This window comes from Paraburkholderia sp., assembly GCF_047605525.1.
Lineage (GTDB): Bacteria > Pseudomonadota > Gammaproteobacteria > Burkholderiales > Burkholderiaceae > Paraburkholderia.
Map to the genome: position 1 here is coordinate 1 of NZ_JASGFN010000059.1, position 7,547 is coordinate 7,547.

Consider the following 7,547-nt stretch of genomic DNA (forward strand, 5'->3'; position numbering starts at 1 on the left):
GTCCACTGCCGCGCGAGCGGCGGGTGCGGGCGGCGCGGCACCGCGATTCGCCGGCTTTCCGGCACGCACCGCGGCACGCGACGCCGTATCCGCGCCGACCGTCGATGCCGCCAGCACCGAGGCGAGCATCGCGCGGCTGCCCGGCGGCGCGGCGCCCTGCATGCCCCAGCCACCGCGCGGATCGTGCAGCCGGCCGCGCGCGGCGGCGAACTCCGCGCCGAGCAGCAGCACTATTGCCGAGAAATACAGCCACATCAGCAGCACCGCGAGCGAGCCGGCTGCCCCGAACGAGCTGGCCATGCCGGCATGCGCGAGATAGAGCGCGAACAGCTTCTTGCCGGCCGTAAACAGCACGGCCGCGGCGATGCCGCCCACCAGCGCATCGCGCCACAGCACTCGCGCGTCGGGCAGGAACTTGAGCAGCCCGGCGAACGCGAACGCCAGCACGAGCAGGCCGACGCCGAGCTGCAGCAGATTGCCGATCACGACATAGGGCGAGTCGCCCCACAGCCAGTTGCCGATGAAGACGATGACGGTATCGAGCACGAGCGACACGATCAGCAGGAACGCGACGCCGAGCACGAGCCCGAACGAGATCAGCCGCACGCGCACGAGCGCGAGCACGCTCGAGGCGCGCTTCCCGGTGTACGGCCACACGATATTGAGTGCGCTGTTGAGCGACGAGAACGTGGCCGAGGCGCCGACCACGAGCAGCGAGAACGAGATGATCGCCGCGATGCCGCCTTTGCTGCCCGCGTGATGCGCGTTCTCGACGATCGTCTGGACGCCCGCGGCCGCCTGGTCGCCGATCAGTCCGTTGATGTGGCCGTACAGTTCGCCGCGCGCGGCCGCCGGGCCGAAGAACCAGCCGGCCACGGCGATCACCATGACGAGCGTCGGCGCGAGCGAGAACGCCGCATAGAACGCGATGCCTGCCGCCAGCGCCGGGCAGCGGTTCTCCGAGAACTGCCGGAGCGCGCCGATTGCCCAGTTGGCCTGCTGACGGGCCGCCTGCTGAAGGTTCTCGGTGGAAAGGGAGTCGATGTCCATGATCGTCGTTCGCAAGGGTGCCGGCGCCGCTACGCTTGCGCTGGGCTTTCGTCTTCGTGCCCTACGCAAACCGTGTGCCTGTCACTATACAAGCTAACCGGCGCTGCTCGTGCCGCGCGTACCGTTAGAATGCAGCGGGTTCCTCTCACATTCCCGCTCACCATGCATTCGCACGAACTCATACGGCAACTGGACGTCATCGCGACCGAACAATGGAGCGCGCATCTGCCCGCGCACGTCATCGAACAATTGCCGGCGCAGGGGGTCACGGTGTTCAGCGTGACCGACGACGCGTCCGACACCGCCGCATTCAGCGAGCGCTATGGGTTCGGTCTCGAAGACTGCGCGAACACGATCGTGATCCGCTACCGGAAGGACGGCGGCGAGCACTACGCGGCGCTCGTGTCGCTCGGTTCGCGGCGGCTCGACATCAACGGCGCGGTCAAGGCCGCGCTCGGCGCGCAACGGCTGTCGTTCGCGAAGCGCGAGGCGGCGGTCGAGCATAGTCGGATGGAGTTCGGCGGCATTACCGCGTTCGGCCTGCCGTCCGACTGGCGCATCCTCGTCGATGCCGCGGTGATGGAGCGCGCGCAGGTCGTGATGGGCGCGGGCGTGCGCGCGGCCAAGCTGCTGCTGTCGCCGGACGTGCTGCGGCACTGGCCGCGCTGCGAGGTCGCGGCGCTGACACTGCCGGCGGAGTAGCGCGCGCCGGCAATGCCCGCGCGGCATCACGCGAAGCCGATCCCCGCGCGGCTCAGCAACTGCCGGTTGCGCTCCGACAGGTTCTTCATGCGCAACTGCTTGCCGGCCTTGCGATAACGCTCGGCCAACCCCTGCAACGCGGCGAGCGCGGAATGATCGGCGAGCAGCAGATGGCTGCAATCGACGGTCACGCTCGCCGGATCCCGAGCCGGATCGAACAGTTCGTGAAAGCGCGTGGTCGACGCGAAAAACAGCGTGCCGCGCGGCACATAGGTTTTGTGATCGTCGCGATCCTCGGCATGCGCGTGAATTTCGCGCGCATGCTGCCACGCGAAATTGAGCGCGGCGATCACGATGCCGCACATTACGGCAATCGCGAGATCGGCAAACACGGTGATCACGGTGACCGCGACGATCACCAGGGCATCGTTGCGCGGCACCTTGCCGAGCACGCGCAGCGACCCCCATGCGAAGGTCTGCTGCGCGACCACGAACATCACGCCGACCAGCGCGGCGAGCGGAATCCGCTCGATCAGCGGCGCCAGGAACAGGATGTACAGCAGAATCATCACGCCGCTGACGATGCCCGACAGCCGCGAACGTCCCCCCGAATTCAGGTTGATCATGGTCTGGCCGATCATCGCGCAACCGCCCATCCCGCCGAACAGTCCCGACGCGATATTCGCCGCGCCGAGCGCGACGCATTCGCGATTCGGCTGACCGTGCGTTTCAGTGATCTCGTCGGTCAGATTGAACGTGAGCAGCGTTTCGAGCAGGCCGACGATCGCGATCAGCACCGCGTACGGCAGGATGATGCGCAGTGTCGCGAGATTCAGCGGCACGTCCGGCAGATGCGGCAACGGCAGATTACCGGCGATGTGCGCCATGTCGCCGAGCGTGCGCGTCGGCAGATGCAGCAGTTGCGTAAGCAGTCCGACGCCGACGATCGCGACGAGCGCGGGCGGCGCGGCGCGCGTGAGCCGCGGCAGCAGGTAGACGATCGCCATCGTCAGCGCGACGAGCGCGCACATCGTCGCGAGCGCGCCGCCGTGCAGCCATTGCTCGCCGTGCGGCGCGGACTCCCTGAAGTGCGCGAGCTGCGCGGTCGCGATGACGATCGCAAGACCGTTGACGAAGCCGAGCATCACCGGATGCGGAACCATGCGGATCAGCTTGCCGAGCCGCAACGCGCCGAACAGCACCATCAGCAGGCCGCTCAGTATCACGGTCGCGAGCAGATACTGCGCGCCGTACCCGACGACGAGCGCGACGATCACCACGGCCATCGAGCCGGCCGCGCCGGAAATCATGCCGGGGCGTCCGCCGAACAGCGCCGTGACGGTGCAGATGAAGAATGCGCCGTACAGGCCCATCAACGGATTCAGATGAGCGACGAGCGCGAAGGCGATGCACTCGGGCACCAGGGCGAACGACGAGGTCAGGCCGGCGAGCACATTGCTGCGGATGTCGGAAAGCCGCGCGGGCCAACCGTGAATGGCGGTGTTCATGTTCTACGAGGTGGGTGCGCGGTGTCGGCGGCTTGCGTAGGCTTGCCGGCGATGCACGAGGCGCCGCGAAGGAGGCGTCCGCTGAACGCGGGACGTTGGCGAAAGGCGTGGATTCTACCGTAGTGGGATGAATGGCGCTGGCGGCGCGGCCAGGCGCGGATCTGTCATGCAAACAGCGGGCGTTTGCACGACAGGCCGCAAGATGAACCGGATGACCTGCGTTGCTCCGGCCCGGTTATACGATGAACGGTCCGCTCAGATAATCAGCCGCGAAACCTTCGTGCCTTCGAGCGAAATACCCGCCATCAGGCCGCCGTTGGTCAGCACGAAAGCTTCCACCGGGCTCGTTGCGGTCGATGTGTCGACCGCGCCGTTCGCGCCGACCTTCAGCACGGCGACGGTCGCATCGGCGCCGACTGCCCATCCCTGGCTGCGCAGGAATTTGTCGAGTGCTTCCTGCGTCATGAACAGGAATATGAGCGCCTTCGACTGCGCGCCGATCTGCAAACCGAACGAGCCGGCGACGGTGCTGTAGTAGCCGACCGTGCGACCGCCGACGCGCAGCGCGCCTTCTCCATATTGTCCGCCGACCCAGAAGCCGGCCGCGATGACCGACGGAAACACGAGCACGCCGCGCGCTTTTTCGACCAGTTCGCGCGAACCGTCGACGTTTTCATAGAGGCGTGCGAGCGTCGAGTCGACCCCCGCGTTGATCGTGTCGCGCTTGCTGGCGTTGGCCGAAGACGAGGTGCTCGAGGACAGCGAAGTCGTCGTGCAACCGGTGAGGCTCAGGCCCGCGACGGCCAGTGCGGCGCTGCCGGTCATGATGAACTGTCGTCTGCGCATGACTGTTTTCCTTTGCGTTTCTTACGCATGTTGTACGTTATCGGAGAGTGCGGCGGTGCCGCCCGCTTCCATTTGTGCGCTTTCGCGCGCGGGAGGTTCCGCGAGTGTGCCGCGGTTGCGTCGGAAGAGCCATGCCGCGGCGCCGGCATGCCGGGGCGTTTTGCCGGTGACCGGGCGCAGAGGGAGTCAGCAGATAGCGTGCCTAAAGGATGCGCCGCCCTGCATGAGGGCGGCGCGCCGGGATTGTTATCCGTGGGTTATCCGGGTTGTCGGGCCGCAATTCGAGGTATCGGCCCGCGCGGCTAGACCGTCGGACGAATGTTCTGATTGTGACGGAACAGATTGGCCGGGTCGTAGCGATTCTTGATGTCGACGAGCCGCTCGTAGTTCGGCCCGTACGCTTCCACGATGCGGCCGCCTTCTTCCTGCGTCATGAAGTTTACGTACACGCTGCCGAGCGCGAAGGGCTTCGCCGCGTCGAAGAACGCGCGTGACCAGGCGATGCAGCGATCGTCATCGCGTGCGTCGTCCCAGCGGCCGTGCACGTTCATCGCGTATTGCGTGTCGCGGCTCGGGTAGGCGGCCGCGTCGACCGCCACGCGCTGCGTCTGTCCGCCGATCAGCCCGAAGAAAATCTCGCATTGCGGCGACGGCAGCGTATCGACCGCCTGAATCAACGCGTCGATCAGACCGTCGTCGATGCCGGCGAGATTGTGCGATTTCCAGTAATTGCGCGCGCCCGGCGTGAGCAGCGGATCGAATGCCTGTTGCCACATCTCGTACGGCATCGGCCCAAGATGTTCGCCGAGCGGCGTGCCGAAGCCGCGCACGCTTTCCACCGCCGCCGGACCGTTTTCGAGCGGCCCGTTGTAGCACATCGCGAACACCAGCACCGGCTTGCCGTGCACGTCGGGCGGCAGGAACGGTAGCGGCGGCGCGAGCCGCGCGACCGCCCATACGGCCAGTTCTTCCGGCATCGCGGGCGCCGCCGCGCGGTATTTGACGAGCGCGTCCTTCGCCTCGGCGAGCGGCAGCACGACGAGGCCGCCGTACACGAGCGGCCCGACCTCGTGCAGCGCGTATTCGAATAGCGTGACGACACCGAAATTGCCGCCGCCGCCGCGAATCGCCCAGAACAGATCTTCGTTCGACGTGGCGCTCGCGCGGCGCAATTCGCCGTCCGCGGTGACGATGTCGGCGGCGACGAGGTTGTCGATCGTCATCCCGTAGCGGCGGCTGAGCCAGCCGAAGCCGCCGCCGAGCGTGAGGCCCGCGACGCCGGTCGTCGAGTTGATGCCGAGCGGCGTCGCGAGTCCGAATGCCTGCGCTTCGTGATCGAAATCGTGCAGCGTCGCGCCCGGCTCGATGTAAGCGCGCCGCGCGACCGGATCGATGCGCACGGACTTCATCGCCGACAGATCGAGCACGACACCGTCGTCGCACAGCGCGCTGCCGCCGATGTTGTGGCCGCCGCCGCGAATCGCGAGCGGCAGGCCGTTGTCGCGCGCGAACCCGACGCCGCGGCGCACGTCGGCGACGCCGGCGCAACGCAGAATCATCGCGGGATAGCGGTCGATCATCGCATTCCAGATGCTGCGCGCTTCGTCGAAACCGGGGGAGTCGGGCAGCAGGAGCGGACCCCGCAGGCCGGATTTCAATTCGTCGATAGCGCTGCTGGACACAGTAACCATGGCGTACCTCATCGAACAAAGAAAGACGCACCCAGCACACCATTCTGTAGACCAGAGCAACGGGAGCGAAGTGAGCAAAAGCGGATTGAGAGGTTGGTGTGCGTCCAGTAAACGGGGCAGCGCGCTGAAGTCAAACAAGGTAAACCCGCGCCCGCGAGCGATTGCGCGCAACGGCGCGTGCGACAGGCCTTCGCGGGTTGCGACAGTAACGTTGACCGGCACCCGGCCGCGGATGGTGGAAATGCTTCCGGAAAAGATCGGGCGACGAAGTGTTGGATGGACGCTGTGCTGGTGGTCGGGTAGCGACACTTTGCATCGGGGTCGTGAGTGCGGCGCGTTACCTCTCGTGTGTCGCGCGCGCTTTCGACGATGTGTGTGAGGTAGCGCACACCGCGCGAGGGCATTTTCGCGGTGCGCGGTATTGGGTTGTCGAAATGTCGTTTCAGGTGCGACGCGACGGTTTTCCGGTGGGTTGTCTGTGGGATTGCGCTCATTCGCCTTTTAGCATTTTCCGATTTATGTGCGGATAAACACATGAATAAAACGGCCGACGTGTAAATGCTTGTCTTTTGCTCAGAGAAAACCCTGATTAAAGATCGCAAGTCGTGAAATTTCCGGTGTCAAGGCGATTAACGATCGTTAACGGTCCGTTTATGGAACGCGCTTGCCGGGGATTAGTGATATCGCATTGCGTGGTCTAGCGCACGGTCACGCGTTTGCGCTGCGAATAACTTCAACGTCCATCAAGCCTTGCTGTGTGGTTCTAACAGTGAATGTCCCCGCACAGCCAGCCGATTCTCTCGAAATACGCCAAATCGGACCGGGGATTTTCCGCGAGAGATGAGTCCAGTGCGATTGGATTTTTACTTCGCGCCGGGCGAAGCCGGCCAGGCTTTGAGTTTTCGTTTCCTAATTGAGCGGAGATTCAATTGTTATTGGACCGGTCGTTCTGAATTAAATAATCAGGAGTTTGAAATGAAAAAGCAAAACGGGGACACGTGGATATTGGGTACGCGGCGGGCGGCATTGGCGGCTGCTGTGAGTCTTTATGCGGCGATGGCGGGTGCGCAGACGAATCCCGCGGGATCCACCGCACAGGCGACAAATTCCGGAGTGATGGTGCTCGCGCAGGCGTACGGCGGATGCGCGGGAGGCGCTGGACCCGGCTGCACGTCCCAGGGCGCCGACCAGGTTGGGCGCGGGTTGAGCGTTGCGGCGACGGGGCTCGGCTCGACCTCGTCGGGGGGCTCGCAGTCGGGCAGCGGGCCGTCGTCGACGGGCTCGGGCAACAGCGGCGGAAGCAGCTCGGCGAATTCCGGCTCGGGCGGGCTGGGCTCGGGGAACACCGGGAATAACAACGGCAACGGCGGCGCCAGCAATGGCAGCGGCGGCGGCGACGACGGGTCGGGAAACAGCGGCACGGGTGGCGACGGCAGCGGGGATAACGGCGGGGATGGTGGTGATGGTGGTCATGGGCATGGTCACGGCCATGGGCATGGGCATCATGGTCATCATGGCGATGGCGGTCATGGCCATGGCGACGGTGGTCACGGCGACGGCGGTCATGGTCATGGCGACGGCGGTCATGGTCACGGCGACGGCGGTCATGGTCATGGCGACGGTGGCCATGGCGACGGCGGTCACGGTCATGGCGACGGTGGTCACGGCGACGGCGGTCATGGTCATGGAGATGGCGGCCATGGCGACGGCGGTCACGGTCATGGCGATGGTGGCCACGGCGACGGCGGTC

7 protein-coding genes are annotated in these 7,547 nt (G+C 65.6%); 2 read left to right on the forward strand and 5 right to left on the reverse strand.

Features of this window, described 5'->3' with window-relative positions; all coding sequences use genetic code 11:
• Positions 1-1,050, reverse strand: a 1,050-nt coding sequence (locus tag QM685_RS36530) for a YihY/virulence factor BrkB family protein (RefSeq protein WP_415124359.1), incomplete at its 3' end; no start/stop codon positions are given.
• Positions 1,051-1,212: 162 nt separating this feature from the next.
• On the opposite strand from QM685_RS36530, the gene QM685_RS36535 reads away from it, so the two are divergent.
• Positions 1,213-1,752: a YbaK/EbsC family protein gene (locus QM685_RS36535; RefSeq protein WP_415124361.1), complete on the forward strand. Its 540-nt coding sequence runs from the start codon at positions 1,213-1,215 to the stop codon at positions 1,750-1,752.
• Positions 1,753-1,778: 26 nt separating this feature from the next.
• Here the strand turns inward: QM685_RS36535 and QM685_RS36540 are convergent, their stop codons facing one another.
• The 4 genes from QM685_RS36540 to QM685_RS36555 all read right to left on the reverse strand — a co-directional run bounded on the left by QM685_RS36540 (position 1,779) and on the right by QM685_RS36555 (position 7,218).
• On the reverse strand, positions 1,779-3,260 hold the full coding sequence (locus QM685_RS36540) for a SulP family inorganic anion transporter (RefSeq protein WP_415124363.1): 1,482 nt from the start codon (positions 3,258-3,260) through the stop codon (positions 1,779-1,781).
• Positions 3,261-3,515: 255 nt separating this feature from the next.
• Positions 3,516-4,106, reverse strand: a complete 591-nt coding sequence (locus QM685_RS36545) for a YSC84-related protein (RefSeq protein WP_415124365.1) — start codon at positions 4,104-4,106, stop codon at positions 3,516-3,518.
• A gap of 302 nt (positions 4,107-4,408) precedes the next feature.
• Positions 4,409-5,797, reverse strand: coding sequence for an FAD-binding oxidoreductase (locus tag QM685_RS36550; protein WP_415124367.1), 1,389 nt, complete (start codon positions 5,795-5,797; stop codon positions 4,409-4,411).
• A 1,046-nt stretch (positions 5,798-6,843) separates the two neighbouring features.
• Positions 6,844-7,218 carry a hypothetical protein gene (locus tag QM685_RS36555; RefSeq protein WP_415124369.1) on the reverse strand — a complete coding sequence of 125 codons (375 nt, stop codon included), beginning with the start codon at positions 7,216-7,218 and terminating at the stop codon, positions 6,844-6,846.
• 32 nt (positions 7,219-7,250) lie between these two features.
• On the opposite strand from QM685_RS36555, the gene QM685_RS36560 reads away from it, so the two are divergent.
• Positions 7,251-7,547: hypothetical protein (locus QM685_RS36560; RefSeq protein ID WP_415124371.1), on the forward strand; the 297-nt coding region annotated here is incomplete at its 3' end.

Coding starts and splice junctions, on each gene's coding strand:
- QM685_RS36535 (WP_415124361.1), top strand. CDS start 1,213: ATGCATTCGCACGAACTCATACGGCAACTGGACGTCATCGCGACCGAA.
- QM685_RS36540 (WP_415124363.1), bottom strand. CDS start 3,260: ATGAACACCGCCATTCACGGTTGGCCCGCGCGGCTTTCCGACATCCGC.
- QM685_RS36545 (WP_415124365.1), bottom strand. CDS start 4,106: ATGCGCAGACGACAGTTCATCATGACCGGCAGCGCCGCACTGGCCGTC.
- QM685_RS36550 (WP_415124367.1), bottom strand. CDS start 5,797: ATGGTTACTGTGTCCAGCAGCGCTATCGACGAATTGAAATCCGGCCTG.